The sequence below is a fragment of the Allgaiera indica genome, from assembly GCF_900106675.1.
Lineage (GTDB): Bacteria > Pseudomonadota > Alphaproteobacteria > Rhodobacterales > Rhodobacteraceae > Acidimangrovimonas > Acidimangrovimonas indica.
In genome coordinates this window covers 87,750-113,806 of the sequence record NZ_FNOB01000001.1, presented here as the reverse complement: position 1 = coordinate 113,806, position 26,057 = coordinate 87,750, and the positions used below count along the sequence as shown (strand labels likewise).

The 26,057-nt window shown below is 66.4% G+C and carries 22 protein-coding genes; 13 read left to right on the top strand and 9 right to left on the bottom strand.

Features of this window, described 5'->3' with window-relative positions:
• Positions 1-77: 77 nt before the first annotated feature.
• Together serA and BLV97_RS00515 are read right to left on the bottom strand one after the other, a co-directional pair.
• A complete protein-coding gene (gene serA, locus BLV97_RS00520; RefSeq protein WP_092163899.1) occupies positions 78-1,673 on the bottom strand; it encodes a phosphoglycerate dehydrogenase in 1,596 nt (531 codons plus the stop codon).
• Positions 1,674-1,757: 84 nt separating this feature from the next.
• Entirely contained in the window at positions 1,758-2,912 is a 1,155-nt protein-coding gene (locus BLV97_RS00515) for a phosphoserine transaminase (protein WP_035837348.1), read from the bottom strand.
• A 189-nt stretch (positions 2,913-3,101) separates the two neighbouring features.
• On the opposite strand from BLV97_RS00515, the gene serB reads away from it, so the two are divergent.
• Complete coding sequence (serB, locus tag BLV97_RS00510) at positions 3,102-3,983, top strand: phosphoserine phosphatase SerB (RefSeq protein ID WP_035837350.1); 882 nt, start codon at positions 3,102-3,104, stop codon at positions 3,981-3,983.
• A 6-nt stretch (positions 3,984-3,989) separates the two neighbouring features.
• Here the strand turns inward: serB and BLV97_RS00505 are convergent, their stop codons facing one another.
• Together BLV97_RS00505 and BLV97_RS00500 are read right to left on the bottom strand one after the other, a co-directional pair.
• Complete coding sequence (locus BLV97_RS00505) at positions 3,990-4,724, bottom strand: FkbM family methyltransferase (protein ID WP_035837351.1); 735 nt, start codon at positions 4,722-4,724, stop codon at positions 3,990-3,992.
• Between the two features lie 90 nt (positions 4,725-4,814).
• Positions 4,815-5,804, bottom strand: a complete 990-nt coding sequence (locus BLV97_RS00500) for an asparaginase (RefSeq protein WP_035837353.1) — start codon at positions 5,802-5,804, stop codon at positions 4,815-4,817.
• A 169-nt stretch (positions 5,805-5,973) separates the two neighbouring features.
• Between BLV97_RS00500 and BLV97_RS00495 the strand changes: the two genes are divergently transcribed.
• The 3 genes from BLV97_RS00495 to BLV97_RS00485 all read left to right on the top strand — a co-directional run bounded on the left by BLV97_RS00495 (position 5,974) and on the right by BLV97_RS00485 (position 9,448).
• Entirely contained in the window at positions 5,974-6,510 is a 537-nt protein-coding gene (locus BLV97_RS00495) for an invasion associated locus B family protein (RefSeq protein WP_035837355.1), read from the top strand.
• A gap of 147 nt (positions 6,511-6,657) precedes the next feature.
• Positions 6,658-7,857 carry a dual-specificity RNA methyltransferase RlmN gene (rlmN, locus tag BLV97_RS00490; protein WP_035837357.1) on the top strand — a complete coding sequence of 400 codons (1,200 nt, stop codon included), beginning with the start codon at positions 6,658-6,660 and terminating at the stop codon, positions 7,855-7,857.
• Between the two features lie 394 nt (positions 7,858-8,251).
• Complete coding sequence (locus tag BLV97_RS00485; RefSeq protein WP_092163920.1) at positions 8,252-9,448, top strand: winged helix-turn-helix domain-containing protein; 1,197 nt, start codon at positions 8,252-8,254, stop codon at positions 9,446-9,448.
• A gap of 116 nt (positions 9,449-9,564) precedes the next feature.
• Here BLV97_RS00485 and trpS read toward each other — a convergent pair whose 3' ends face one another.
• Positions 9,565-10,614, bottom strand: coding sequence for a tryptophan--tRNA ligase (gene trpS, locus BLV97_RS00480; RefSeq protein ID WP_035837362.1), 1,050 nt, complete (start codon positions 10,612-10,614; stop codon positions 9,565-9,567).
• 100 nt (positions 10,615-10,714) lie between these two features.
• Here trpS and BLV97_RS00475 point away from each other — a divergent pair, with 100 nt between their 5' ends.
• The gene (locus tag BLV97_RS00475; RefSeq protein ID WP_035837363.1) at positions 10,715-11,401 is read left to right on the top strand and encodes a rhomboid family intramembrane serine protease; all 687 of its coding nucleotides are present in this window, start codon (positions 10,715-10,717) and stop codon (positions 11,399-11,401) included.
• A 4-nt stretch (positions 11,402-11,405) separates the two neighbouring features.
• On the opposite strand, the gene murJ is transcribed toward BLV97_RS00475, so the two are convergent.
• The 3 genes from murJ to BLV97_RS00460 are packed head-to-tail and all read right to left on the bottom strand — an operon-like array spanning position 11,406 to position 16,898.
• Positions 11,406-12,947 (bottom strand): murein biosynthesis integral membrane protein MurJ, encoded by a 1,542-nt coding sequence (gene murJ / locus BLV97_RS00470; protein ID WP_035837364.1) that lies wholly within the window; start codon positions 12,945-12,947, stop codon positions 11,406-11,408.
• The gene (locus BLV97_RS00465; RefSeq protein WP_081824854.1) at positions 12,947-15,769 is read right to left on the bottom strand and encodes a [protein-PII] uridylyltransferase; all 2,823 of its coding nucleotides are present in this window, start codon (positions 15,767-15,769) and stop codon (positions 12,947-12,949) included. The genes murJ and BLV97_RS00465 overlap by 1 nt, the downstream gene beginning before the upstream one ends.
• Positions 15,729-16,898, bottom strand: coding sequence for a penicillin-binding protein activator (locus tag BLV97_RS00460; RefSeq protein WP_035837366.1), 1,170 nt, complete (start codon positions 16,896-16,898; stop codon positions 15,729-15,731). The genes BLV97_RS00465 and BLV97_RS00460 overlap by 41 nt, the downstream gene beginning before the upstream one ends.
• A 125-nt stretch (positions 16,899-17,023) precedes the next feature.
• Here BLV97_RS00460 and rsmI point away from each other — a divergent pair, with 125 nt between their 5' ends.
• The 5 genes from rsmI to BLV97_RS00435 all read left to right on the top strand — a co-directional run bounded on the left by rsmI (position 17,024) and on the right by BLV97_RS00435 (position 21,222).
• On the top strand, positions 17,024-17,923 hold the full coding sequence (gene rsmI / locus BLV97_RS00455; RefSeq protein WP_035837400.1) for a 16S rRNA (cytidine(1402)-2'-O)-methyltransferase: 900 nt from the start codon (positions 17,024-17,026) through the stop codon (positions 17,921-17,923).
• A gap of 8 nt (positions 17,924-17,931) precedes the next feature.
• Positions 17,932-18,285, top strand: coding sequence for a YraN family protein (locus tag BLV97_RS00450; protein WP_035837368.1), 354 nt, complete (start codon positions 17,932-17,934; stop codon positions 18,283-18,285).
• A 268-nt stretch (positions 18,286-18,553) separates the two neighbouring features.
• A complete protein-coding gene (locus tag BLV97_RS20650) occupies positions 18,554-19,051 on the top strand; it encodes a hypothetical protein (RefSeq protein ID WP_143037465.1) in 498 nt (165 codons plus the stop codon).
• Between the two features lie 285 nt (positions 19,052-19,336).
• Positions 19,337-20,284, top strand: a complete 948-nt coding sequence (gene gshB, locus BLV97_RS00440) for a glutathione synthase (protein ID WP_035837372.1) — start codon at positions 19,337-19,339, stop codon at positions 20,282-20,284.
• Positions 20,281-21,222: an alpha/beta hydrolase gene (locus tag BLV97_RS00435; protein WP_035837374.1), complete on the top strand. Its 942-nt coding sequence runs from the start codon at positions 20,281-20,283 to the stop codon at positions 21,220-21,222. Before gshB ends, BLV97_RS00435 begins: the two co-directional genes overlap by 4 nt.
• Here the strand turns inward: BLV97_RS00435 and BLV97_RS00430 are convergent.
• Positions 21,191-22,696 (bottom strand): YifB family Mg chelatase-like AAA ATPase, encoded by a 1,506-nt coding sequence (locus BLV97_RS00430; protein WP_035837377.1) that lies wholly within the window; start codon positions 22,694-22,696, stop codon positions 21,191-21,193. The genes BLV97_RS00435 and BLV97_RS00430 overlap by 32 nt on opposite strands.
• A 602-nt stretch (positions 22,697-23,298) precedes the next feature.
• Between BLV97_RS00430 and BLV97_RS00425 the strand changes: the two genes are divergently transcribed.
• The 3 genes from BLV97_RS00425 to dut all read left to right on the top strand — a co-directional run bounded on the left by BLV97_RS00425 (position 23,299) and on the right by dut (position 26,054).
• A complete protein-coding gene (locus BLV97_RS00425) occupies positions 23,299-24,177 on the top strand; it encodes an RNA polymerase factor sigma-32 (RefSeq protein ID WP_035837379.1) in 879 nt (292 codons plus the stop codon).
• A gap of 213 nt (positions 24,178-24,390) precedes the next feature.
• Entirely contained in the window at positions 24,391-25,587 is a 1,197-nt protein-coding gene (gene coaBC / locus BLV97_RS00420; protein ID WP_035837381.1) for a bifunctional phosphopantothenoylcysteine decarboxylase/phosphopantothenate--cysteine ligase CoaBC, read from the top strand.
• Positions 25,584-26,054 (top strand): dUTP diphosphatase, encoded by a 471-nt coding sequence (gene dut / locus BLV97_RS00415; RefSeq protein ID WP_035837384.1) that lies wholly within the window; start codon positions 25,584-25,586, stop codon positions 26,052-26,054. The genes coaBC and dut overlap by 4 nt, the downstream gene beginning before the upstream one ends.
• Positions 26,055-26,057: the final 3 nt, after the last annotated feature.

Below are 26,057 nucleotides of genomic sequence, written 5' to 3'. Positions count from 1 at the left end.
CGAAAATACTCCGGGGGCCACATCCGGCGGCCCGAACGGGCGGGGCGCCAGCCACGGGGGCAGCGCCCCCGCCCCCGTCAGGCCGCGTCGAAGACCAGCGGCCGCACCTGGTTGAACAGGCCGGTATCGGTCAGCGCCTTCAGCACGGATTGCGGCGGCGGCGCATCCAGGTAGAGCAGCGCGATCGCATCCTTGCCCACGGACGAACGACCCAGGGTGAAGTTCGCGATATTCACTCCGGCCTCGCCCATCGTGCGGCCCAGCGTGCCGATGATGCCGGGCACGTCGTTGTTGGTGGTGTAGAGCATATGCGTCCCCACCTCGGCGTCTATATTGATGCCCTTGATCTGGATGAACCGAGGCTTGCCGTCCGAAAAACAGGTGCCCGCGATCGAGCGCTCGCGCTTCTCGGTCACCACGGTCACCTTGATATAGGCATCGAACACCCCCGACTTCGCCTGGTTGGTGGTCGAGATCTTCATCCCGCGTTCCTTGGCGACGATCGGTGCCGAGACCATGTTCACATCGGGGTTGGTCGCCTTCATGATCCCCGCGATCACCGCGCAGTTCAGCGCCGCAAGGTTCATCTCGGCCACCGCGCCGTCATAAAGCACGTTCACCGCCTTGATCGGCTCGTCGGTCATCTGGCCGGTGAAGGTGCCCAGATGCTCGGCCAGCTTCAGCCATGGCCCCATGATCGCGGCCTCTTCGGCCGTGACCGAGGGCATGTTCAGCGCGTTCTGCACCGCGCCGGTCAGCAGGTAGTCCGACATCTGCTCGGCCACCTGGATCGCCACGTTTTCCTGTGCCTCGGTGGTCGCCGCCCCCAGATGCGGCGTGCAGACGACATTGGGCAGGCCAAACAGCACGTTCTCGGTCGCCGGCTCCTCCGCGAAGACATCCAGCGCCGCGCCCGCCACATGGCCCGATTTCAGCGCCTCGGCCAGCGCTGTCTCGTCGATCAGCCCGCCACGGGCGCAGTTGACGATGCGCACGCCCTTCCTGGTCTTGGCGATGTTTTCGGCCGACAGGATGTTGCGGGTCTTGTCGGTCAGCGGCACATGCAGGGTGATGAAATCCGCCCGCGCCAGCAACTCGTCCAGTTCCACCTTGGTCACGCCGATCTGCTTGGCGCGCTCTTCCGACAGGAAGGGGTCGTAGGCCACCACCTTCATGTGCAGTCCCAGCGCCCGGTCGCAGACGATCGAGCCGATGTTGCCCGCGCCGATCACGCCCAAGGTCTTGTTGAACAGCTCGACCCCCATGAAGCGCGACTTTTCCCACTTGCCGGCCTGGGTCGAGGCGTTCGCTTCCGGGATCTGCCGCGCCACCGCGAACATCATCGCGATGGCGTGCTCGGCGGTGGTGATCGAGTTGCCGAAGGGCGTGTTCATCACGATCACGCCCTTCTTCGACGCCGCCGGGATGTCGACGTTGTCGACCCCGATGCCAGCCCGGCCGATCACCTTCAGATTGGTGGCCTGGGCCAGGATCTTCTCGGTCACCTTGGTGGCCGACCGGATGGCAAGGCCGTCATACTGTCCGATCACCTGGGCCAGCTTGTCCTTGTCCTTGCCAAGGGAGGGTTCGAAATCCACCTCGATCCCGCGGTCGCGGAAGATCTGCACGGCGGTTTCGGAAAGCTTGTCGGAAACGAGTACCTTGGGGGCCATGTCAGGCTCCTTTTCGCATGAAATGTGGGGGCGACGCGCGCGGCCCTCCGCATCGGGGGCGGACGCGCGCGGCCGGAAGGTTGTTCAGGCGGCTTTGGAAAGTGCGGCGATCTCGGCCCGGTAGGCCCAGTCGATCCAGGGCATCAGCGCACGCACATCGGCGCTTTCCACCGTCGAGCCGCACCAGATCCGCAGACCAGGCGGCGCATCGCGATAGGCGCCCACGTCCAGCGCCACGCCCTCGTTCTCCAGCCGCTTCGCGACCGCCTTGGCAAAGGCCGCGCCGTCGGTGATGCGCGGATCGGTGAACTTCAGGCACACGCTGGTGGTCGAGGCCGTCGCCGGGTCCACGGCCAGGTTCTCGATCCAGTCATGGGCGGCGACGAATTCCGCCACCGCCGCGGCATTGTCATCGGCGCGCTTGATCAGCGCGGGAAGGCCGCCAATGGATTTCGCCCAGTTCAGCGACACCAGGTAATCCTCGACCGCCAGCATCGAGGGCGTGTTGATCGTCTCGCCCTTGAAGATGCCCTCGATCAGCTTGCCGCCCTTGGTCATGCGGAAGATCTTCGGCAGCGGCCATGCGGGGGTATAGCTTTCCAGACGCTCGACCGCGCGGGGGGACAGGATCAGCATTCCGTGCGCGGCCTCGCCGCCCAGCACCTTCTGCCAGGAGAAGGTGGTGACATCGAGCTTGTCCCAGGGCAGATCCATCGCGAAGGCGGCGCTGGTCGCGTCGCAGATCGTCAGGCCCGCGCGGTCGGCGGGGATCGCGTCGCCGTTCGGCAGCCGCACGCCCGAGGTGGTGCCATTCCAGGTGAAGACCACGTCGGTGTTGAAATCGACCGTTCCGAAATCGACGATCTCGCCGTATTCGGCGGTCTTCACATCGGCGTCGATCTTCAGCTGTTTGACCACGTCGGTCACCCAGCCCGCGCCGAAGCTTTCCCAGGCCAGCATGGTTGCGCGGCGCGCGCCCAGCATCGACCACAGCGCCATTTCCACCGCGCCGGTGTCCGACGCGGGCACGATACCGATGCGGTAATCGTCCGGCACGCCGAGGATTTCGCGGGTAAGATCAATGGCCTGCTTCAGCTTGGCCTTGCCCACGGCGGCACGGTGCGACCGCCCCAGGGGCGCGTCGGCAAGCAGATCCAGCGAATAGGTGGGGATCTTGGCGCAGGGGCCAGAGGAAAAACACGGATTGGCCGGCCGCGTAGCCGGGGTCTTGATGGTCATCGGTGGTATCCTTACAGATATGCGCCCCTCGTTGGGGAGGGGTGTCCCACCGCCGCTCATACGCCCCGCCCGGTACTGGCGCAAGCGAAATTATTGCGCTATTGCGCCGCTTGATCGCCCGTATGCGACCTTGCCGCCCGCCTTTGTTGTTCCGCCTCATTGCCATCCCCATCCCCGACCGGAGCCCCCATGCAGATCGTTACCCTCCTCGCCAATCCCGATCGCGCCAATCTGTCGCGCACGGGGGTCGACACGCTGCGCCGCGCCTGGGGCGGGGGCGAGGTGCGGTGGCTCGACCCCGGGATCGCGGTGGAATTCCCGCTGGAATCCGTGCCTTCTGATTTCCGCGCGCGCTGGCAGGAGTTGCAGGATCAGGGCTTCGATCTGAACATCCTGCCCGCCGAGGGGCGGCGCAAGAAAGTGCTGCTGGCGGATATGGATTCGACCATGATCGGCCAGGAATGCGTCGACGAACTGGCCGCCGAGGCCGGCGTCGGCCCCCGGGTGGCCGAGATCACCGCCCGCGCGATGAACGGCGAACTGGATTTCGAGGGTGCCCTGCGCGAGCGGGTCGCGCTGCTGGCAGGGCTGCCCGCCGAAGTGATCCACAAGGTGCTGGCCGAGCGCATCACCTTCACCCCCGGCGGACGCAAGCTGATCGGTACGATGAAGACCCAGGGTGGCTATACCGTGCTTGTCTCGGGCGGGTTCACCGCGTTTTCCGAGGCGGTGGCGACCTACCTGGGGTTCGACGAGAACCGCGCCAACGTGCTGCTTGTCGAGGATGGCAAGCTGTCGGGCAAGGTGGCCGAGCCGATCCTGGGGCGCGCGGCCAAGGTTGCCGCCCTAGAGGCCACCTGCGCGCGGCTGGGCGTGGCCGAGGATCAGGTGATCGCGGTGGGCGACGGGGCCAACGATCTGGACATGCTGCACAGGGCCGGCTGCGGCGTGGCGCTGCACGCCAAGCCCACCGTCGCCGCGCAATGCGAGGTCCGGGTCAACCACGGCGACCTGACCGCGTTATTGTACCTTCAGGGCTACGGCCGGGACGAGATCGTCGCCGCCCCGTAAAGCTGGCTAGCGCTGGCGTCCGCCGGCCGAATACAGCACGTCGCCATGACGCGGCACCCGTCGATAGGGGTGCGACACAAGCGCGAAGCCCTGATCGCGGAAGTGGGTGTCGACATCGTCAAAACGCGCCCCGCCCTCATAGAAGGGCTCGCGCGAGATTTCGCATTTGCAGAAGGCGAAGTCCCGCAGGGATTCGCCCAGGCCGCGCAGCACCGCCAGTTCGTGACCCTGCACGTCGACCACCAGCAAGGCCTTGCCGGCCGCGCCCGGGGCGATGCCGTGATCTGCCATGATCTCTGGCAGGGTCTGGCTATGCAATTGCACCACTTCGCCGGTTTCCTCGACCTGCGTGAAACGTTGCCTGAACCGCTCGGACGCGCGATAGACAGAGGATGATGCGCCATCGCCGTTGAAGCGATGAAATTCCATCTTGGCCCCCGGCGTCGACGACACAAGGCCCAGATGCGCGATATGGCGGCCCGGGCCCCGGTGAGCGTCAAGCACCTGTTGCAAGGTGGTATGGGTGTCGGGGTCGGCTTCGATCCACAGCACCGTTCGGGCACCGAAGCTTTCGTAAAGCGCGCGATCCTCGGCGTGATGAGCGCCGACATGGACCACCAGGTCGACCGGCCGCGCGCGCATCGCGATCAGTTCGAACTTCGAACTGCGCAGGCGGCGGCGCAGCCCCGGCGGCAGCTTCCGCTTGACGGCGCGTTCGACGCCCTGAAGGAATTTGACCACTGAACGACCTTTCCCAGGGGGCTAAATCAGATGCCCTAGATTCGTAACATCCTGGGTTCATAATTTCGAGTACTTGAAGGCAAAGATACCTTAGGCGAAGCCCGGAGCGGTCCGCAGCCCGCCGGTTTCGATCCCGCGCCAGTTGCGTTCCGGTCCCAGCCGTTTCAGGGCCGCCGGATGGGCCGCATCCAGAACGCCCAGCCGGATCAGAAGCGCGGTGATCGCGGCCTCGGCGGCGCGGGTGCCGCCGTCCACGATCTTCAACGCGATGCCCAGCCGCTGTTCGGGCAGGATCGCGACAAAGACCGCCTCGGCCCCGGTCTTGATCGCCACGCGGCCGCCCATCGCGCGCATCAATTCGGTGCAGGCGCGGCCCTCGCCCGCGACCATCTCGGGATGCGCGCGCATCGCGTCGCGCAGCCGCGCCGCCGCCGCCGCCCGCGCGCCGGCCTTGCCGTCGGCACCGGCGAAATAGGCCATTGCCCGGCCCAACCCGGCAATCGAAGTAGCGAAATTCGGCGCCGAGCAGCCGTCAATCCCGTTGCCAGGGCTGGCCTCGCCGGTGACCTCCTCAAAGGCCGCGCGCACCGCCTGCTGCACCGGATGGGCGAGGTCGACATATTCGGGCCCCGCGCCCAGGTGCTTGGTCAGCGTAAGGAACCCCGCGTGCTTGCCCGAGCAATTGTTGTGGATCTGGCAGGGGCTTGTGTCCGAGCACATCAACCCCTTCATCGCCTCTTTGTCGCTCGGCATGTGCGATCCGCAGCGTAGATCGGCCTCGGCCAAGCCCAGCCCGTCCAGCCAGCCGCGCACCGTGTCGGTGTGGATCGCCGCGCCCGAATGGCTGGCGCAGGCCAGGGCAAGACGCCGCGCATCCAGACCCACGGCATCGGCGGCGCCGCTTTCCACCAGCGGCAGAGCCTGCAGCATCTTGCACGACGAGCGCGGATAGATCAGCGCATCCGGATCGCCCCAGGCCTCGACGATATCGCCGCCGGCGTCGCAGATCACCGCATGGCCCAGATGAGCGCTTTCGCACCGGTCCCCACGCCACAATTCGATCATCGGTGCAGGTTCCATTCGGCTTCCCCTCAATCATGCGCGATTTCTTGCCATTGGCCTTTGAAAGCGCGCGCGTTTCAAGCTAACACGGGGATATCGAGTTGAGTTGGCCCCCGCCACTGGAAAAGGTACGATCCACGTACCGGCGGCGGGGCGAGGCATGGATAGAATAGGGACAGGGACCGAGATGACACTCACCAAAGCGCGCGTCCTGATTGGCGCGCTCGCGGCAGTGGCGATGTTCGCGCCGGCAACCGGGGCTTTCGCCCAGGCCTCCAACAACCGCGTCGCCGTGAAGACCGACTGGAGCGTGTTCACCGAAGGCAACCCGAAGGAATGCTGGGGCGTTTCCAGCCCGAAATCCTCTCGCATCACCGAAAACGGCAAGCCGGTGAAGGCGCAGCGCGGCGATATTCTTCTGTTCGTCACCTACCGCCCCGGCCATGATGGCAAGGGCGAGGTCTCGTTCACCGGAGGCTATCCCTTCGCCAAGGATTCCACCGCCGAGATAAAGATCGGCAATGACAGCTTCACCATGATCACCGATGGCGAATGGGCCTGGCCCAAGTCGCCCGACGATGACCCGAAGGTGATCGCGGCGATGAAGCAGGGCGCCGATGCGGTGCTTACGGCCCACAGCGCACGCGGGAAACAAACGCAGGATACCTTCTCGCTGTCGGGTTTCACCGCCGCCGCCGAGGATGCCGCGACCCGCTGCAAATAGGGCGCGGACGCTGGGCTGCCGGCCCGCGGGAGATGTACGAACACGCCGCGCCCCAAGGCCCTGGGGCGCGGCGTCTTTCATCTTCCCTGTTCCAATGCCGCCGTGCATGCCCTATATGAGCCACTTTCCAACGCCCGGACCCGTGCCATGACCGCCGAGACGCCCCGCAAGACGCCGCTTGCGCCGATCACCCAGGATGTCGTCACCTTGCCCCGCAAGCTGCCCGAGGGCGGGCGGATCAATCTTGTCGGTCTGACCCGCGACCAGATGCGCGACGCATTGATCGCCGCCGGCACGCCCGAGCGCCAGGCGAAGATGCGGGTGGGTCAGATCTGGCAGTGGATCTACCACTGGGGCCTGCGCGACTTTGCCGGGATGACCAATCTCGCAAAGGATTACCGCGTACTTCTGGACGCGCATTTCAGCATCGAGATCCCGGAACTGATCAGCCGCCAGATCAGCGAGGACGGCACCCGCAAATATCTGGTCCGCATCGCCGGCGGGCACGAGGTGGAAACCGTTTATATCCCCGAGGAAGGGCGCGGCACGCTCTGCATCTCGTCGCAGGTGGGCTGTACGCTGACCTGCTCGTTCTGCCACACCGGCACGCAAAAGCTGGTGCGCAACCTGACGGCCGGAGAGATCGCGGGCCAGGTGATGCTGGCGCGCGACGATCTGGGCGAATGGCCCCAGCCCGGCCAGCCCAAGGACGAAACGCGGCTGGTATCGAACGTCGTATTGATGGGCATGGGAGAGCCGCTTTACAATTTCGACGCCGTGCGCGACGCGATGAAGGTGGTGATGGACAACGAGGGCCTCAGCCTTTCGCGCCGCCGCATCACGCTCTCGACCTCGGGCGTGGTGCCCGAGATCGCCCGCGCGGCGGAAGAGATCGGCTGCCTTCTGGCAGTCAGCTTCCACGCCACCACCGACGCGGTGCGCGATCGGCTGGTGCCGATCAACAAGCGCTGGAACATCGAGACCCTGCTGGGGGCGCTGCGCGACTATCCCCGCCTGTCGAATTCCGAACGCATCACCTTCGAATATGTGATGCTCAAGGACGTGAACGACAGCGACGAGGACGCCCGTCGCCTGGTGAGGCTGATTGCCGGCATTCCGGCAAAGATCAACCTGATCCCGTTCAACGAATGGCCCGGCGCGCCCTATCGGCGCTCGGATTGGGAGCGGATCGAGACCTTCGCCGATATCGTCCACAAGGCAGGCTATGCCTCGCCGATTCGCACGCCGCGCGGCGAGGACATCATGGCCGCTTGCGGACAGCTGAAATCGGCGACGGAACGGGCGCGGAAATCACGCGCGCAGATCGCCGCCGAAGCTGGCCTCTGAACTGCCTCCCACCTTTCACATCCTGGCGCATATGGGCGTGAGAAATCGGGGCAGGACGTGATCCCGCCCCGGCTGTGTCTGTCAGGAAAGCGCGCACCGCGCCGTGTCAGTGTCGCACCGGGGCCGGGGCATTGCGGCAATATAGCCAGATAACCGGATGCATGCCCTGCGGCGGCAGCGCGGGGCGGAACCTGGGGCGTGGGCGGCGCGGACGCGGCGGTGGAGACGGCCAGGGCGCATAGTAAGTATTTGCGAAAGGCATGGAAGGGTCGCTCTAGATAAGGTTGTCGTGCAGGCGTTTCACCAGCAGATCGTGACCTTTCTCGGGCAGGTCTTGCGCCTTTCCATGGCAATAATTCCAAGCTCTTGCTAATCCGGGTTCATGACCGCGACCATCGCCTTGCCGAACCCAGTTGCGCGGCGGCTTTTCCTGCAGCGTCACGGCCTGGCCGAGTCGCCGTCGGGGCCCGCGCGTGGCGCCGATTTGCTGGCGCTGATCGAAAGGCTCGGCTTCGTTCAGGTCGACAGCATCAACACGGTGGCACGGGCACATGACCTGATCCTGTTCTCGCGCCGCCCGGCCTACCGGCCTGCGGCGCTGAAGCAGTTGCTGGAACGCGACCGGACGCTGTTCGAACACTGGACCCATGATGCCTCGGTTATCCCGGCTCGATTTTACCCCCATTGGCAGATCCGGTTCAATCGCGACCGCGCCCGCCTGGCCGAGCGCTGGCGGCGCTGGCAAGGTCCGGGGTTCGAGGGGAAGTTCGAAGAGATCCTTGACCACGTCGCCCGGCATGGGCCGGTCTCCTCGGCCGAGGTCGGTGCCGGCGAGGCCCGCGGGTCGGGCGGCTGGTGGGACTGGCACCCGTCGAAAACCGCGCTCGAGTATCTCTGGCGGGTGGGCAGGCTCTCGGTCACCCGGCGCGAGGGGTTTCGCAAGTTCTACGATCTGACCGAACGGGTGCTGCATCCGCGCCATTGCACCCTGGTCCCGCCGCAGGCCGCGACGATCGACTGGGCCTGCGACGCGGCACTCGACCGGCTGGGGTTCGCCACCGCGGGAGAGATCGCGGCTTTCTTCGCCACCGTCACGCCGGCCGAGGCGCGCGACTGGTGCGCCGCCGCGCTGGCGCAAGGCGATCTGGTCGAAGTCTTGGTGGAAGGCGCCGACGGCAGCCCTCGTCGCGCGTTCTCCCGCCCCGATGTGCTTCAGGCTGCCTCCGCCGCCCCTGTGCCCCCGGGACGCGTCCGAATCCTCAGCCCTTTCGATCCTGCCCTGCGCGACCGAGCCCGGGCCGAGCGGCTGTTCGGTTTTTCTTACCGCATCGAGGTCTTCGTTCCGGAGGCAAAGCGCCGCTACGGCTATTACGTCTTCCCGGTGCTAGAAGGTGATCGCCTGATCGGCCGCATCGACATGAAGGCCTGGCGCGACGCGGGCGTGCTGCGCGTCCGTGCCTTCTGGCCCGAGGCGGGCGTCGACATGGGCAAGGGCCGGTGCGCGCGGCTGGAGGCGGAACTTAACCGCATGGCGCGGTTCGCGGGCTGCGAACGGGTGGACTTCGCCTCCGGCTGGGCGCGCGGTGGTTAGGCCGCACGCGGGGGGCTGTCTGCCCCCCTGCGCCCCCCGAGAGTATTGTGGCCAAGATGAAGGGAAGCCGGCTCTACTTCATCTTGGCCCAAATACTCGCGCCGCAGGCTCGCGCGTCAGCGCGACCGGATCATCCCCATGATATCGAGCGTTTGCGCCAGGATCGGCGCGGCGATCGCATCGGCTCGTTCGGCGCCCTGGCCCAGGATGCGGTCAATTTCGGCCGGGTCGGCCATTAGCCGGGCCATCTCGGCCGAGATCGGTGCCAGTTTCGAGACCGCCAGGTCCGCCAGCGCCGGCTTGAAGGCGCCGAAGCCCTGGCCTCCGTGGCTGCGCAGCACCTGGTCCACGCTTTCGCCCGAAAGTGCTGCGTAGATGTTCACCAGGTTGCGGGCCTCGGCGCGATCCTTAAGGCCCTCGGCCTCGGACGGCAGCGGCTCGGGGTCGGTGCGGGCCTTGCGGAACTTCTGCGCGATCGTGTCGGCGTCGTCCGTCAGGTTGATCCGGCTCATGTCCGACGGGTCGGATTTCGACATCTTCCTGGTGCCGTCGCGCAGGCTCATCACCCTTGTCGCGGAGCCTTCGATCGCCGGCTCGGGGATCGGGAAGAAATCGGTCTTGTAGTCGTGGTTGAACTTGGCCGCGATGTCGCGGGTCAGTTCGACATGCTGCTTCTGATCCTCGCCCACCGGCACCTGCGTCGCATGATAAAGCAGGATGTCCGCGGCCATCAGCGACGGATAGGCGTAAAGCCCGAGCGAAGAGTTCTCGGCGTTCTTGCCCGCGGTCTTGTCCTTGAACTGGGTCATGCGGTTCATCCAGCCAAGCCGCGCGACGCAGTTGAACAGCCACGCCAGTTCCGCATGGCCCGAAACCTGGGACTGGTTGAACAGGATCGAGCGCGCCGGATCGACGCCCGACGCGATGAAGGCCGCGGCGGCCTCTCGCGTCTGGTGGCGCAGCTTCTCGGGATCCTGCCAGACGGTGATCGCATGCAGATCGACAAGACAATAGATCGTCTCGATCCCTTCGTCCTGTTTCTCGGCGAAGCGCTTGAGCGCACCAAGGTAATTGCCCAGCGTCAATCCGCCCGAGGGCTGGATGCCGGAGAATACCCGAGGCGTGAACCGGCTTTCGACGCGAGGCGTTTGGACCGCATCCGTCATTCGTGCTACTCCGTCTGGAAATCTGCGCCGCTTTCGCATATCTGCGGGGCGATCAGGCGTCAACAACCCTGGCCCGACCGGGGCGCGAGCAGGACAGATCATGCAGCACGACCATAACGCCCCGCCGCTCAATCCGATCCCGTGGGTCGTGTGGCTTTTGCTTTTGCCGATCGTCGCGATGGAGGTGGTCGTGGACCTGGGGGCCAGCGGGCTGGCGGGTGGGCCCGGCGGCATCGGCTGGCGGATCGAGTCGATCCAGGATTTCGCCTTCTCGGCGCCGCTGTTCCAGTGGATGTTCCAGAATGGCCAGTTCCCGCCCGACGCGGTGATGCGGCTGGTGACCTATCCCTTCGTCCATGCCAGCCCGATGCATGCGATCTTCGTCGCCGTCTTCCTGCTGGCGCTGGGCAAGTTCGTGGGCGAGGTGTTCCGGCCCATCGCCGTGCTGGTGATCTTTTTCGGCGCCGCGATCACCGGCGCGGTGGCCTATGGCCTCTTCGCCAACTCGCCGATCCCGCTGCTGGGCGGATATCCCGCGGATTACGGGCTGATCGGCGCCTTCACCTTCATCCTGTGGACCCGGCTGGGTGAACAGGGGCAAAGCCAGTGGGGGGCGTTCTCGCTGATCGGGATGCTGTTGGGGATCCAGCTGATCTTTGGGCTGTTCTTCGGTGCCGGGCGAGACTGGATCGCAGATCTCGCGGGTTTTGCCGCGGGCTTCGGGCTATCCTTCGTGGTGGCGCCCGGGGGCTGGCAGCGGGCGCTGTCGCGGATCCGCCGGCGCTAGCGCCCTAGCCGCGCCGAAGTGCCGCGCGGAAGTCGCTGACCCGAAAGGCGCCGAGCAGGACGCCCAACGCAAAATAGCTTACCGCCCCCGCGCCGATCAGCGACAAGAGCGCCAGATACTTGATCCCCGCCATCCCCCACAGCGGCTCAAGCAGCATTTCGGCCAGGAACAGACACATCCCCATCCCCGCCGAAGCCAGCAAGATGCGCGGCAGCCGGCGGCGGAAGCGGTCATCGAAGCTTGCCGCCGGGCCCATCGCGCGGGCGCCGGCCAGCAACAGCCAGACCATCACCCAGCCCGCCAGCGTGGTGCCCAGCGCCGCCGCGATGAACCCCACCGCCGGCGCCAGACCCAGCGCGATCGCGGCATTCACCACCATGGCGGCCAGTGCGTAGTAGAACGGCCGCCGCGTGTCCTCGCGCGCGAAGAACAGCGGCTGAAGCACCTTTTGCAGCACGAAGGCCGGCAGGCCCGCACCGTAAACCGCGACGGCCAGCGCTGTGGGCGGGACATCGGCGGCGGTGAAGCGGCCGCGTTCGAACAGCACCTGGATCAGCGGCATCGGGATCACCACAAGGGCGACCGCCGCAGGCAAGGTCATCGCCAGGGCGAATTCGGCGGCGCGCGAATAGGACGCCCGGCTGCCCGCCACGTCGCTTGCCTTCAGTCTTCGCGACAGATCCGGCAGCAGCACCACGCCGATCGCGATCGCCACCACCCCCAGCGGCAACTGATACAGGCGGTCGGCATTGTAAAGCCAGGCCACCGCGCCCTCGTAATAGCTTGCCACCTGGCGCCCGACCAGCAGGTTGATCTGCACCACCCCGCCGGCCAGCACCGCGGGCGCGGCGATCCTGGCGAGGCGCCGCATGTCGGGGGTAAGCCGCGGCCAGCGGGGATAAAGCGCGATCCCCGCGCGCCGCGCCGCGATCCAGACCAGAGCCAGTTGCGCCACGCCCGCCAGCGGCACCGTCCAGGCCAGCGCCATCCCGACGTTCCAGTGCAGCACATCGGCCCCCAGCATGGCGGCGATGAACAGCAGGTTCAGCAACACCGGCGCGGCGGCGGCGGCGGTGAAGCGCCCCACAGCGTTCAACACCCCCGAGCACAGCGCCGCGAGCGAGATCATCAGGATATAGGGAAACGCGATGCGCCCGAAGGTGACGGCCAGGTCAAAGCGCTGGTCGTCGGCAAAGCCCGAGGCCATGGCAAGCACCAGCCAGGGCATCGCCAGCTGGCCGAGCAGGGTAAAGAGGATCAGGATCGAGGCCAGTCCCGAGAACGCGTCGCGCGCGAATTCGCCGGCGGCCTCGCCGGCCTCGTGGCGCTTCGAGAACATCGGCACGAAGGCCATGTTGAAGGCGCCCTCGGCAAAGAAGCGGCGGAACATGTTGGGCAGGGCGAAGGCCACGATGAAAGCCTGCGCGGTGGGGCCCGCGCCCAGGAAGGCGGCGATCATGATGTCGCGGGCAAAACCCAGAAGGCGGCTGGCCATGGTCCAGCCCCCCACGGTGACGAAGCCGCGCACCAGTCGGATCGGTTGCATTACTGGATCGCCCTCTCGGCGCCGTCGATGATCGCCATGCGCAGCTTGCGCTCCAGCGCTTCCTGCTTCGACCGGGAATGCAGTTTCAGCCCGAACATGTCCTTGACGTAGAAGCTGTCCACCACCTGGGCCCCGAATGTCGCGATCACCGCACTTGCGATGTAGATGTTGCTGTTCGCCAGCGTCCGGGTCAGGTCGTAAAGCAGGCCGGGCCGGTCGCGGGTGTCGACCTCGATGATCGTGTAGATCTCGGAGCCCTCGTTATCGAATGTGATCGAGGTCGGGAAGCGGAATTGACGTTCGCGCTTCTTCAGCTTGTCGCGGTCCTTCAGCGCGTCGCGCGCCACCACCTCGCCCTTCAGGGTCTTGCCGATCATCTGCTTCAGGCGTGGCAGGCGGGCCTCTTCATAGGGGTGGCCCTCGGCGTCCTGCACCCAGAAGACGGCGGTGGCGAAGCCGTCCTTCGACGTATAGGTGCGCGCATCCACCACGTTCGCCCCGACCAGCGCCAGCGCCCCCGCCAGCCGCGAGAAGATGCCCGGATGGTCGGCCAGCGCGAAACAGGCCCGTGTCGCATCATGGTCGCGATCCGGGTGCAGGTCGATGCGCACCTCGTCATCGGCCAGGCCCTTCAGCAGGCCGGCAAAGACCACATGCGCCTCGGTCGGCAGGCCCTGCCAATAGGGGCCGTAATGGCGCCCGGTTTCGGCGCGCAACGCCTTGCGGTCCCAGCCTGGCAGCGCCTCGCGCAGCAGACGCTTGGCCTCGGTTTCGCGCTTGTCGCGGTTCAGCGCCTCAAGGCCGGTCTCCAGCGCTTCCGCCGTCTCGGCGTAAAGCCTGCGCAACAGCATGGCCTTCCAGTTGTTCCAGGTGTTGGGCCCGACGCCGCGAATGTCGCAGACCGTCAGCACCGTCAGCAGATCCAGCCGCTTGCGGGTCTTCACCAGCTTGGCGAAATCGCGCACGGTGCGCGGATCGGATATGTCGCGTTTCTGCGCCATGTCCGACATCAGCAGGTGATAGCGCACCAGCCATTCCACGGTTTCGCAATCCTCGGCGTTCAGCTTTAGCCGCGGCGCCACACGCCGGGCGATCTGGGCGCCCAGGATCGCATGATCCTCGGGCCGGCCCTTGCCGATGTCGTGCAACAGCAGTGCCACCACCAGAACCTTGCGGTTCACACCCTCCGTCAGGATGCGGCTGGCGATCGGCAGTTCCTCGACCAGCTCGGCATGCTCGATCTGGGTCAGGACCGAGATCGTCTGGATCGTGTGCTCGTCCACGGTGTAGTGGTGATAGACGTTGAACTGCATCATCGCGATGATGCGCTCGAATTCGGGGATGAAGGCGCCAAGCGCGCCCAGCTCGTTCATCCGGCGCAGCGCGCGTTCGGGATTGCCGTGCTTGAGCAGCATGTCCAGGAAGATCCGGTTCGCCTCTCGGCTTTCGCGCATCTCGTCGTCGATCAGATCAAGATTGGCCGAGACCAGCCGCATCGCGTCGGGATGCAGCAGATGGCCGGTGCGCAGCCCTTCCTCGAAGATGCGCAACAGGTTCAGCTTGTCGGCCAGGAAGCGTTCGGGATCGGCGATGTCGATGCGGTTCTGGCGCAGCGCCAGCCCGCCGCGCAGCTTGCGGCGGCGGCGGAACAGGCCGGCCAGCATCGGCTCGGTCTTCACATGCTGGGCTTCCAGCTGGGTCAGGAAGATGCGGGTAAGTTCCCCCACCTTGGTCGCCTCGCGAAAGTAATCCTGCATGAAGACTTCCACCGCCCGGCGCCCGGCGGCATCCTGATAGCCCATGCGTTCCGCCACCTCGACCTGCAGGTCGAAGGTCAGTTGATCCATCGCCCGCCCGGTAAGGTAATGCAGATGGCAGCGCACCCCCCACAGGAAGTTTTCAGCCTGCGCGAAGGCCGCGTATTCCTCGGGGCGGAAGACGCCCAGATCGACCAGTTCCGCCGCGCGATCCACCCGATGCAGGTACTTCGCGATCCAATAGAGCGTCTGCAGATCGCGCAGCCCCCCCTTGGCCTCCTTGACGTTTGGCTCCAGCATATAGCGCTGGCCGCCCTGGCGCTTGTGCCGTTCGGCCCGCTCTGACAGCTTGGCCTCGATGAATTCCGACCCCGTCGAGGCAAAGAGATCGGACCACAGCCTGTCCTTCAGCCGCGCGGCAAGCTCGGCGTCGCCGTCCAGGAAACGGTGTTCCAGCAGCGCGGTGCGGATCGTGATGTCACCCTTGCCCTGGCGAATGCACTCGGCCACGGTGCGGGTGGAATGGCCCACCTTCAGCCGCAGATCCCACAGCATGTAGAGCATCGATTCGATCAGGCTTTCGGCCCAGCTGGTCAGCTTCCACGGGATCAGGAACAGCAGGTCGATGTCGGAATGCGGGGCCATCTCGGTCCGGCCGTAGCCGCCTACGGCCATCAGTGCGATGCGCTGGGCCTTGGTCGGGTTGGGTAGTGGATGCAGATGGATGCGCGCGACATGCAGCGCCGCCGTCACCAGCCCGTCGGTCAGGTAGGCCTGGCTGGTGATCAACTCGCGCGCGGCCAGGGGGTGGGCATGGAACGCCTCTTCCAGTGCGGCGTTGCCGCGGCGCCTGGCCTCGGACAGCACCTTCACGGCGGCGGCACGGCGGGCCTTGGGGTCTTCGGCGGGGACGGCGCTAACGGCCTTGTCCAGTTCGGCGATCACGGCGGGCGTGTCGAAAATGCCCGACGCCGGGCAGATCAGGGCGCCCGGCGTCGGTTTGTGGATCGGGTGGAGGCCGGGGTCAGAGCCCGGCGCCGCCAAAGCTTCTTGGGGCAGGGTCAATCACTTGCACCTGGTTGTTGACGATCTGAGCGACGGCAAGCCCGCGCTGGTTGGTGCCATTGGGCAGCAGCCGGAAGATGCCGTTGACGCCGACGAAGCCCGAGGGCTGGGTCAGCGCCTGGGCGGTCAACGCGTTGGATTTTCCGGCCTTGATCAGCGCCCCGATCGCGGCGATCCCGTCATAGGCGAGGCCGGTGATCGGCAGCGGCGGGTTGCCATAGGCCTGGGCGTAGCGTGCGGCGAATTGCTGGCTCATCGACGGGTCGGGCAGGGCGAACCAGGCGCCCTGGACGCCGGGCAGCGACAGCGTCGACTGCGGGATGTCCCAACGGGTCAGGCCGATGAACTGCTCGGTCTTCGAATCGACGCCATTCTCACTGAGCAGCTGGGTCAGCAGGGGCAGGGCGCCGGCGGTGTTCGCGGCCAGGAAGACCGCGTCCGTATTGGCGTTCTTGATGTCATTGGCGATCGTCGGGGCGGCCTGCACCACGCCGTTTTGCGAATATTGATAGGTGTCGTCGGCAACCTTGGTGGCGCCGGCGCTGGCGATCGCATTTGTGATCGCGCTGTCGGCCATCTGCCCGGCGGTGGTGGTGTCATGCACCACGGCGATCTTGGTCTTGCCCTGGCTGACCGCGTATTGCATCAGCCGGCTCGCCGTGTCCGAGAAGGTCTGCCCCAGGATGAAGACATTGCCACCCGCGATCGAAGGGTTGTTCGAGAACGCCAGCACGTTGATCCCACGTGCGGCGGCGACCACGCCCGCGGCATTCGCGGCCTGGGCATAGACCGGGCCGAGGATGATCTTTGCCCCATCGTTGATCGCTTGCGTGGCGGCCTGGGTCGCCTGCTGGGGATTGCCTGCGGTCGGGTAAACGCGCAGGTCGATCTTGACGCCGTTGAGGTCCGCAATTGCAAGCCGCGCTGCGTTTTCAAGGCTTTTCGCCAGCAGGTTGTCGCTTTGCTGGGTCGATCCGGCGGGCACCAGAAGGGCCACCTGGACGGTGCCGCCGGTGTTGATCAGCGGGCCTCCGCCGGTCATCGGCTCACATGCGGCAAGGCCCAGCGCTGCCAGACCGAAGCCAAGGCGGATCAACGACTTGCGGGCACGCTTCAAAAAGGCAAACATCTGTGTTCCTGAGGCTGTCACGGGGCGCTGGCTCGGTGCAAGCCTAAGCTGATGGCCCGGTGAAGTAAACGTGTCTGAGAATGGAGGCGATGATGATCGGCGATAGCCGGCCCGCGGCGGAAGATATGACGCCTCCGGAGGTGCAATCCACCCCCGGCCCGGGAGCCCGGCCCGGCGCACGCCCGGTGCCGGCGGGGTTGCATCTGATCGCAACCCCGATCGGGGCGGCACGAGACATTACCCTGCATGCGCTGGACCTGCTGGCGGGGGCAGATGTCCTGGCTGCCGAGGATACCCGCACCCTGCGCAAGCTGATGGAAATCCATGGCCTTAGCCCCGGGGCGCGTCCGCTGATCGCCTATCACGATCATAACGGCGCCCGGGCTCGGCCGGGGCTGATGCGGGCGTTGGCCGAGGGCCGCTCTGTCGTCTACGCCTCGGAGGCGGGTACGCCGCTGGTGGCCGATCCCGGCTATCAATTGGTTCGCGCGGCGCTTGCGGAAGGCCACCCTGTCCATGCCGCGCCGGGCCCATCAGCGGTGCTCGCCGCGCTCGCGGTATCGGGTTTGCCCACCGACAGGTTCCTGTTCGCGGGCTTTCCGCCCGCCTCCGGCGCCGCCCGTGCCCGTTGGCTGGCTGAATTGGCGCCGGTGCAGGCGACGCTGGTGCTGTATGAATCGCCCAAGCGCGTTCATAAACTCTTAACCGAATCGATGAAACATTTGGGGAACGGACGGCAGGCGGCCGTCTGCAGGGAATTGACCAAACGTTTCGAAACCGTGACCCGTGGCACGCTGGCGGAATTGGCGGAGGCGTTCGCCGGGAAACCGGTCAAGGGAGAGATCGTGGTGGTGGTCGACCGGCCCGATGCGGCCCCCGCGGGGGTCGAGGATCTGGAGGAGGCCTTGCGCGCGGCGCTTGCGCGGGTTTCGCTGAAGGACGCGGTGGCAGAGGTAGCGGCGGCACTGGGCGTGCCTCGGCGTGAAGTATATCAGGCGGCGCTGAAGTTGGCGGGCGAGCGATGAACCGAAGATTGCGCGGGAAGGTATCGTATCTGGCCGGCCTCGCTGCCGAGGAAAGCGTGGCCCGCCGTTATGGGGCATCCGGTCATCGGGTGGCGGCGCGGCGCTGGCGCGGAACGGCGGGAGAGATCGACCTGATCTTGCGTAAGGGGACAGAGTTGATCTTCGTCGAAGTCAAACAGAGCAGTAACTTCGCCCGCGCCGCCGAGCACGTGACGCGGCGACAGATGGAACGTGTCTACACCGCGGCCTCCGAATTCCTGGTCGGAGAGCCGGGTGGGATGGATACGCCTTCGCGTTTCGACGTGGCGCTGGTGGATGGGGCCGGTCGGATCGACATTCTAGAAAACGCCTACGCCGCCTGATCCTCCGTTTCGAGCGTTGGGTGGCCGAGCCAAGGGGCGGACACGTAGGTTTGGCTTTGCATGCAAACGCAGGCGGGGCCGCATAGTGCGAGCCGAGTGAAGCGGACTGAGTGCTGGTTAAGTCTGGCGAACGAGTCGCAGGGCGGAGTCTGTGGGCGTTGCTCTGCGGGCCTGTCGGCGTTTCGAGGCCGGGAAGGCGCCTTGGCGGAAGCCGTTCGTGCATAGGGCAACAATTAGCGAACCCTTTGACCGATGGGCGGCCGCTGCTATGCGGCAATATTTCTCGGAACAGCTGTTCGCAGCGCCGGTCTGCCTGTTCGCTGCAAGGTACAAGTCGCTCGGGCGTGCTGATATGCTCGTCGACGCTGAACTGGCGCCCGTCGAATGGCCCGGGCTGATCGCGACGAAACGGGAAGCGGGCCGAGCTTCAGGAAATCGAAGCCCACCTTGCAAAATCCGCGTACAGCCAGCGAAGCCCTGCTTCATCGAACAACCAATCCGCTTTGGAGTTCTCCATCCAATGGGCCGCGAGATCGGCCTCGGCGTCGTTGAGCAAGTACCTCAAGTAGGCAGCGAGTTCTTTCACCGCTTGATCTCCAAACCTAAGCCGAAAGCCTTGGTAAAGTTCGTGGCGAGCGCCGGAAGCTTCCGACAACCACCCCGGATATACCAGGTAGAGGTCCTGGTGGAGTTGCAACGTGAAATCGCGAAAGGCTTGAGGGGCGGGCATATCAGTCGCTCCATGAAGAAGAGGTCTCGATTATGAAGCCGTTTGGTGGGCAAGAAGTAAATTCCACCACCTTGCCCGACGCCGACCGAAGACCGAACAATCGCGGTTGCCGACGTTCCAGCCTTTTCGCAAGGAATGGGCTGACCGCGCCAGATGCGCGTCAACCGGCCGGCAAGGGCTGCTTCTTTTGCCGTGTCAGTTGGGGAAGGTGGCGCCTCCTGTCGAGGTGGCGGCGCGCCGGGCAACGGGTCTTCGCCCCAGAGCGGGAATTGCAACTGCGCGGGACTTGCGCCATCTAGGGGCTGAAACCCGGAGGCGCGCATGGGATTGAAGATAGCACTGCAGATGGACCCGATCGGCGAGGTCAACATCGACGCTGACAGCACGTTCCGCATCGCCGAGGAGGCGCAGGCGCGCGGGCATGAACTGTTCTACTACACGCCCGACCGGATTGCCTTTCAAGAAGGGCGGGTGACGGCGCGGGGCCGGCCGGTGACGGTTCGGCGCGTGCGCGACGATCACGTCAGCTACGGCGATGAGACCGAGGTTGATCTGGCAGATTTCGATGTCGTCTGGTTACGGCAGGACCCGCCTTTCGACATGGGCTATATCACCACGACCCATCTGCTGGACATGATCCATCCGGGCACAATGGTGGTGAACGATCCGTTCTGGGTGCGCAACTTCCCCGAAAAGCTGCTGGTCCTGCGCTTCCCCGATCTCACCCCCCCCACGACGATCGCGCGGGATCTGGCCACCCTGCGGGCCTTCAAGGAGCGCCACGGCGAAATCATCCTCAAGCCGCTTTACGGCAACGGCGGGGCCGGCGTCTTCCGGTTGGGCGAGGGAGATCGCAACCTGGCCTCGCTGCATGAATTGTTCGCCTCGATCAATCGCGAGCCACTGATCGTACAGAAGTATCTGCCAGCCGTTACCAAAGGCGACAAGCGTATCATCCTTGTCGATGGCGAACCGGTCGGCGCGATCAACCGGGTCCCCGCCGCGGGGGAGGTGCGTTCCAACATGCATGTTGGCGGACGGCCCGAAAAGGTCGGCTTGACCGAACGCGACCGTGAAATCTGTGCCGCCATTGGTCCCACCTTGCGCGAACATGGCCAGATCTTCGTCGGCATCGACGTGATTGGCGATTGGCTGACGGAAATCAACGTGACCTCGCCTACAGGTATCCAGGAACTGGAACGTTTCGACGGCACCAATGTCGCCGCGCGGATCTGGGAGGTGATCGAGGCGCGGAGGGCCGAGGGGTGAGCCGCCGGCTCGCCCTGCTTTCCTTCCTACTGCGCCATGTCGCACGTCCGCGCCTGGCACGGGTCACCGATCCGATCCAAGCGCGTGCCGATTTTGCCCGCACCGCGCGCGGCCTGTTCCGGGCACCCCCCTATTCCGTTATGTTGCCCGGTTCGGTAAGGGGCGAGGCCCACTCTGCGCGTGAAATCCCAGGTCTTTGGGTCTCTTGCGGACCGGTCCATCAGCGTCGGGTGCTGCTTTACCTGCATGGCGGCGGCTATGTGACCGGCAGCCCCCAGACCCATGCCGCGATGGTCGCGCGGCTGTCGAAGATCGCCGGCCTGCGCGCTTTCCTGCCGGCCTATCGGCTGGCGCCCGAAAATCCCGCGCCGGCCGCGCTTGACGACGCGATCGCCGCCTGGAACGGGTTGTTCGCGCTGGGCTACGATCCGGACCGCATCGTCCTGGCCGGCGACAGCGCCGGCGGCGGCCTTGCCTTCGCGCTGCTGGCCGCGCTTTGCGCCCGCGGGACGCCGCCTCGCATGGTCCTGGGCTTTGCGCCCTGGGTCGATCTGACGGGGCGTGGTGCTTCGCTTGCCGCCAATGCGGGGCGCGATGCGCTGCTGCCGGCCCGCCGTTTCAACGAACTGGCGAAGATGTATGCCGGTCTGATTCCGCGCGACGATCCGCGGGTTTCGCCCCTGTTCGCCGATTTTCCCGGGGCGCCGCCGGTGCTGCTGCAGGTCTCGGACGATGAGATCCTGCGCGACGACAGCCTGCGCCTGGCCCGCCGGCTTGAGGATTTCGGCGCCCGGGTGACCGTCCAGCGTTGGCCGCGTGCCCCGCATGTCTTTCAGATCTTCGACGGCTGGATCCCCGAGGCGCGCGCCGCGTTGCTGTCCGCGGGACAGGCGATTCGCGACAGTTTCAGCCCGGCACCCCGGTCAGGCGGAAGCTGACGGCCTCGGCCACATGGTGGCGCCGGACGCGGTCCGAGGCCTCCAGATCGGCGATGGTGCGCGCCACCCGAAGCACCCGGTGATAGCCCCGCGCCGACAGGCCGAAACGCTCGGCCACCCGGGCAAGCAGGGCGCGCCCTTCATCGTCCGGCGCGGCGATTTCCTCTAGCAGGCGGCCTTCGACATCGGCGTTGACCCGCGCTGTGGTGCCATCGAGCCGCGCGGCCTGACGCGCCCGCGCCGCCGCGACGCGCGTCGCGACATCGGACGAGGACTCACCCGATGGCGGCAGGTCGAGATCGGTATAGGCGACCGGCGGCACCTCGATCCGCAGATCGAAGCGGTCCATCAGCGGCCCCGATATCCGGCCTAGGTAATCGGCGCCGCATTGGGGCGCCCGGGCGCAGGCGCGACCGGGGTCGGACAGAAAGCCACAACGGCAGGGGTTGGCCGCCGCCACCAGAAGGAACCGCGCCGGATAGCGGACATGGGCGTTGGCGCGCGCGACGGTAACTTCGCCGGTCTCGATCGGCTGGCGCAAGGTTTCCAGAACCTGGCGCGGGAATTCCGGGAGTTCGTCGAGAAACAGCACCCCGTTGTGGGCCAGGCTGATTTCGCCCGGCCGGGCGCGGCGGCCGCCGCCGACGATCGCCGCCATCGAGGCGGTGTGATGCGGTTCGCGGTACGGTCGGACGCGCGATATCCCCCCCGAATCGATCAGTCCCGCCAGGGAATGGACCATCGAAGTCTCCAGCGCCTCGGCCGCGGAAAGCGGTGGCAGAAGACCGGGCAGACGGGCGGCCAACATCGATTTTCCAGCACCTGGCGGCCCGGTCATCAACAGGTGATGACGTCCGGCGGCGGCGATTTCCAGGGCGCGCTTGCCGCGTTCCTGCCCCTTGACGTCGCGCAGGTCGCGCGCCGCGACATCGGGGGTCACTTCGCCGGCCTCTGATGGGGAAAGCGGCTGCTGCCCGGTGAAATGGCGCACCACATCGGCCAGCGACCCCGCCGCCAGCACTTGCGCGGCGCCAACCCAGGCGGCCTCGGCTCCGCAGCCGCGCGGGCAGACAAGGGCGCGGTCGGCCTCGGCGGCGGCCATCGCGGCGGGCAGGGCACCCGCGACCGGCACCAACGAGCCGTCAAGCGACAGCTCGCCCAGGGCAAGGCTGGTGTCGACCGCGTCATGTGGCAGGATTTCGAGCGCCGCGAGCAGCGCCATCGCCACAGCCAGATCGAAATGCGAACCTTCCTTCGGCAGATCCGCCGGAGAGAGGTTCACCGTGATCCGCTTGGCCGGCAGCGCGATCGACAGCGCGCTGAGCGCCGCCCGCACCCTTTCACGCGCCTCGCTGACCGCCTTGTCGGGCAGACCCACGATCGCGAAACCCGGCAGGCCGGGGGTGACGGCGCATTGCACCTCGACTGCGCGTGCCTCGACCCCTTCAAACGCCACCGTATGGGCCCTAGCCACGTTCCGCCCCCTTGCCCCGCAACACCGCGCTCAAGGTTAGGCCCGGATTGGTTAGCGAAGTGTAAACGTGGCCAAGGGCAGCGGGGTCGATGCCGCGCAGTGTCGGGCATCGCGGGGCGGCGCCCGGGCCGGGCGACGCGACCGACGCCGCGGGCCGGAGCAGCAAGTCGCGATCTGACGCGACCGGACGAGTCGCGCGATGCCGTGCCATGTCGTGGGCGGGTTCCCGCCCCATCGCGGGCAATGTCGGTCCGCTGCGGCTGGCGGCTGGCGGTGGCCCGCCGACATTCCAGGGGCCGCCGCCGTCGAGGCAAGGCCTATCGACGGCCGCCGATCGAGCGAAAAACGATTGCGTCCCGGGAGGCATGTATAAGCATATGTAATTATGATATTTTATCAAAAGCCCGGCGTTCTGCGCAGACGGTTTCCTACGCCGATCGCGGGCCGCCGCCGACCCGACCCCAATGTTCCGTGCATCTTCGCACAGGGCTTCTGCGCGCCGATTTGATGCATTCGTCAAAAAAAGTTTTGAACCGAACGGTTCATTTATGCGTATACTCATTGGCAAACCCGGCCACCGGTGGCCGGAGAAGGGGGTTTCGATGGCGCTCGACGGACCGACGGACCAAATCCTGCCGCGTCAGGCGATGAAGGCTGAACTCCTCGACGCCGAGACGGAGCTGCGGCTGGCCTATGCGTGGCGCGACCGGCGTGACGAGGCGGCGCTGCATCGCCTGATCAACGCCTATATGCGGCTGGCGGTGTCCATGGCGGCGAAGTATCGCCGCTACGGCGCGCCGATGAACGATCTGATCCAGGAGGCGGGCCTTGGCCTGATGAAGGCGGCCGACAAGTTCGACCCCGACCGCGGGGTGCGTTTTTCGACTTATGCGGTGTGGTGGATCAAGGCGGGGATACAAGATTATGTGATGCGCAACTGGTCGATGGTGCGCACGGGATCGACCTCGAACCAAAAGACGCTGTTCTTCAACCTGCGCCGCGTGCAGGCCAAGCTGGAGCGCGAGGCCGAAGCCCGGGGCGAGGCCCTGGACGGTCATCAGCTGCGCGCCAAGATCGCCTCGGAGGTGGGGGTGCCGCTGGCCGATGTCGAGATGATGGAAGGGCGGCTTTCGGGTTCCGATTTTTCGCTGAATGCGACCCAGGCGGCGGATGAGGACGGCCGCGAATGGATTGACACGATCGAGGACGACCATGCCCAGGCGGCCGAACTGGTCGAGGAAATTCATGACCGCGACGCGTTGCGCGGCTGGCTGATCGAGGCAATGTCGGTGCTGACAGACCGCGAGCGGTTCATCGTGCGCGAGCGCAAGCTGCGTGACCAGCCGCGGACCCTGGAAGAACTGGGCACCGAGTTGGAACTTTCGAAGGAACGCGTGCGTCAGATCGAGGCGGCGGCCTTTGCCAAGATGCGCAAGGCGCTGGAAGGAAAGTCACGCGAGTTGCACGATTTCCTGGCCTGACAGCGCCGCCGGCGGGGGGCTGTCTGCCCCCCCGGTTCCGGACGGTGTCCGGAACGCCCCCCCCCGAGAGTATTTTTCCCAAGATGAAGGGAAGGGAGCCGCAGGTGCCCGATGTCCAAGCCGGGGGCCAAGGTGACGGGCCGGTTGTCGGCGGCGGCGCGGCGTCCTAGAACCAGAGTGGGGCCGCTGGGGCCTTTCTGGGAGGGTCGGCGCATGATCGCGGGCAAGCGGGTGCTTCTGATCGTTGGTGGCGGGATCGCGGCCTACAAGGCGCTGGAACTGGTGCGGCTATTGCGCAAGGCGGGCGTTTCGGTGGTGCCGGTGCTGACCCGCGCGGGGGCAGAGTTCGTGACGCCGCTGTCGTTGTCGGCGCTGGCGGGCGCGCGGATCTATTCCGAGCTGTTCGATCTGACGGATGAGGCCGAAATGGGCCATATCCAGCTGTCGCGGGCGGCGGATCTGGTGGTGGTGGCGCCGGCGACCGCCGATCTGATGGCGAAGATGGCGGGCGGGCAGGCGAACGATCTGGCCTCGACCCTGCTGATGGCGACCGACAAGCGCGTGCTGATCGCGCCCGCGATGAATGTGCGGATGTGGGAGCATCCCGCGACCCGGCGCAATCTGGCCGTCTTGGAAGGCGACGGGGTTCTGGTGGTCGGACCCGAGGCGGGCGAGATGGCTTGCGGCGAATTCGGCCCCGGCCGGATGGCCGAGCCCGAGGATATCCTGTCCGCGATCGGCGCGGCGCTGGGGGCGGGGCCGCTGGCCGGGCGCCATGTGGTGGTGACCTCGGGGCCGACGCATGAGCCGATCGACCCGGTGCGTTATATCGCCAACCGCTCGTCCGGCGCGCAGGGCACGGCGATCGCGGCGGCGTTGGCGGCGCTGGGGGCGCGTGTAAGTTTCGTCACCGGGCCGGCAAGCGTGGCGCCGCCGCAGGGGGTAGAGGTCCTGCGGGTCGAGACCGCGCAGCAGATGATGGCGGCGGTCGAGGCGGCCTTGCCCGCCGATGCGGCGGTGTTCGCGGCCGCGGTGGCCGATTGGCGGGTTGCGAACGCGGCGGGGCGGAAGATGAAGAAGGACGGGTCGGGCCGCGCGCCGGCGCTGGAATTCACCGAGAATCCGGATATCCTGGCCAGGATTTCGAAGATGCGCGACGGGCGGCCGAAACTGGTGGTGGGCTTCGCGGCCGAGACCGACGATGTGGTGGCCCATGCCACCGCCAAACGCGCGCGCAAGGGATGCGACTGGATTGTCGCGAATGACGTAAGCGCAGGCACGGGCATCATGGGCGGAGCCGAGAATGCCGTGACGCTGATTTCGGACGGCGGCGCCGAGACCTGGCCGCGCATGGCCAAGGACGCAGTCGCCCGCCGCTTGGCCGACCGCATCGCGGAGGCTCTGGCATGACCCCCCCGACCCTGCGCGTCCTGTGGGAAGATTGGGCCGACCGCGATATCGCCTTGCCAAGTTACCAGACCGAAGGGGCGGCGGGTGCCGACATTCGTGCCAATCTGCGCCCCGAGGATCGTGCCGGCGGTTTGGTTCTGGCGCCGTTGGAACGGGCGCTGGTGCCCACCGGCCTGCGGGTCGAGATCCCGCGAGGATACGAGATGCAGATCCGCCCCCGCTCTGGCCTGGCGCTGAAGCACGGGATCAGCCTGGCCAACCCGCCCGGCACGATCGACAGCGATTACCGTGGTCCGCTGGGGGTGCTGTTGATCAACCTCGGGGCCACGGCCTTCACGGTCGGGCATGGTGATCGGATCGCGCAGATGATCGTCGCACCGGTGGTGCAGGCGCGGCTGGAAGTGGTGGACGGATTGGGCGAGACGGCGCGCGGCGCGGGCGGCTTCGGCTCGACCGGCAGGCGGTGAGGC